The sequence below is a fragment of the Oleiphilus sp. HI0043 genome (assembly GCF_001634935.1).
The window spans coordinates 1-2,163 of record NZ_LWEY01001107.1; the positions used below are offsets into that span (position 1 = coordinate 1).

The window sequence follows — 2,163 nt, forward strand, 5'->3', positions numbered from 1 at the left end:
GACTCGAGACCCGATATTCGCTCATTAATCATGGTTTGCTCGGCGCCTGATAAGGCAAGCGACTCATTATTGGGATAAAATCTGTACTCTTCTTTATCTCCGTCAAATTTTATTTTACCCAGAATTTGACCGCTATTACTTATGCAATCAAGCTCTTGCTGAATTGGCCAGAACAGCACCATTTACCACTCCCTCTTAAAACAATTCTATCTCCGAATAATAATCGCAGATAATACTTGCGCAAACAAAAGATTTAAGTAGTTAAGCAATTTGAACGCTTGCAAGCTTAGCAATTGGCGTTAACGTAAAATAGCAACAATCGCTGGATGATCTGAGTAGCTGCCGGTGGACACCGCGTAATCATCAAGACAGGTCAACCCACGATACAAAATATGGTCAACTAGAGACTTCTTGCGGTGCTTGGGTTTTGAGTGAGATTCTATACTGTCTTGCATTCTGCAACTACTGGCTGATAATAAGGAGCCTTTAGCTCGTAACAACTTCAACACTGTAGAGTTCGCTGTATCGTTAAAATCCCCTAAAGCAATAACCTTCGCGACTTTAGTCGAGGAAAAATCGTTTGCTTCGCGTTCAACGGCTTTCGACAGCGCCAATGCCTGGCTTTCACGCTTTAAGCGCTTGCTCTTGCTATCATTTCGCTTCGATAGAAAATGAGAGCTTATAACTGCGACTTGCTCCCCGGAAGCATTATCTAAGTAGAAGCGTGCACCGACAACCTTACTCAGACACTTTTTCTTTTTGACACCATTGGTTTTTCCGCAAGGGAAGCCGTAGTTTGTTAAACTACCTTTGACTGGTTCCAAACGGCTGATTAAGGCAACATCTTGGCCCGTTGCCGTATCCCTTCCCTGTGTAAAATACGCTTTCCAGTCTTTGCCAAAACGGTTTGCCAAATCGATCGCAACGTACTTATTTTCAATTTCTGACACCGCTAGAATATCTATCCTATGCTCTCTAACAAGCTTCGCATAGAATGCCAGCTCAGTTAGGTAATCCTTCTTTGACATGTCTCGTATCGTCACTTTACTACCGTCAGCTTTACCGTCATAAGGGGTCCATAGCCATTCGGTATTTAAAGTCATTACGCGAAGCTCTGCGTTTAAGCCTGTACAACACAATATACAGACCCCCATAATCATAGATCGAATTACCATTAGGGTTTCACTCTTTTCTGCGAGCCTCCATCATAGCAAGAACCTATAGACCGTTACGACAAGGTTACGGAACATTTGTAGCGGATATTGTTTGATCGCGCGGTTCGTCATGCAAATTAGACGACTGATACTTATTTACATAAGCAGGAGACTTATAGAATATCTTGAGGTCCCTATATTGAATAACATCTTTAAACATCTGGATAAATTCATCCAGGTTCAAGCGAATTGGATTCAGGGTTGTCGGTTGTCGCTCAGTTAGTCCGTAAACAACCTTACCCGCATCACGCTCATCTACGAAGGTTCCAAACAAGCGATCCCAGATTATTAACACGCCACCAAAGTTTGTATCGATCTGCTCCGGTTTGCAGCCATGATGAACCCTGTGGTGCGAAGGTGTATTGAAAACCTTTTCAAATACTCCCAACCTTCCAATAAGCTCGGTATGAAGGAAGAATTGATAAGACAGGCTTAATTCAATCGCAATTAAAGCAAGATCTTTGTCGAAGCCAATGATTGCTAGTGGCAACCACCAGATCATCCAGCCAAAATTAACATCCATTAAAAAGTTTTGGCGCAAAGCGGTAGAAAAATTCATAATTTTAGACGAATGGTGCGTTACATGTATTGACCATAACCAACGTATTTTATGCATACCGTAGTGGTAGATATNAAAGAAAAAATCGCATGCGATAAATAGGAATAGGTAACTCAACAAACCATCTTCAATTTTATACTGAAACCCGTATTGAGCAACAAACTCATAAAATGCCTGAATAAACAGGGCAATAGCAATCCCATCGAATATTTTATAAATCCCACCGGTTGCAATATTCGTTAGCGTTTCCTTTAAATGGTAGGCATCTTTTCTTCCCTTCCTATGCCAGTACCAAGCCTCAAGACAAATAATTGATATAAACACGCTGCCAAAAAGCATAATAAAGCCCAAGGCATGTAGTAAGTCGCTCATGAATTGCTCCTTCAAACT

General features: G+C 41.4%; 3 protein-coding genes. All 3 read right to left on the reverse strand.

What is annotated here, in order from left to right:
- Positions 1–182: hypothetical protein (locus A3729_RS12170; protein WP_068633915.1), on the reverse strand; the 182-nt coding region annotated here is incomplete at its 3' end.
- 117 nt (positions 183–299) lie between these two features.
- On the reverse strand, positions 300–1,175 hold the full coding sequence (locus A3729_RS12175; RefSeq protein WP_068553365.1) for an endonuclease/exonuclease/phosphatase family protein: 876 nt from the start codon (positions 1,173–1,175) through the stop codon (positions 300–302).
- A 64-nt stretch (positions 1,176–1,239) separates the two neighbouring features.
- On the reverse strand, positions 1,240–2,163 hold a 924-nt coding region (locus A3729_RS12180), incomplete at its 5' end, for a sterol desaturase family protein (RefSeq protein ID WP_231877427.1).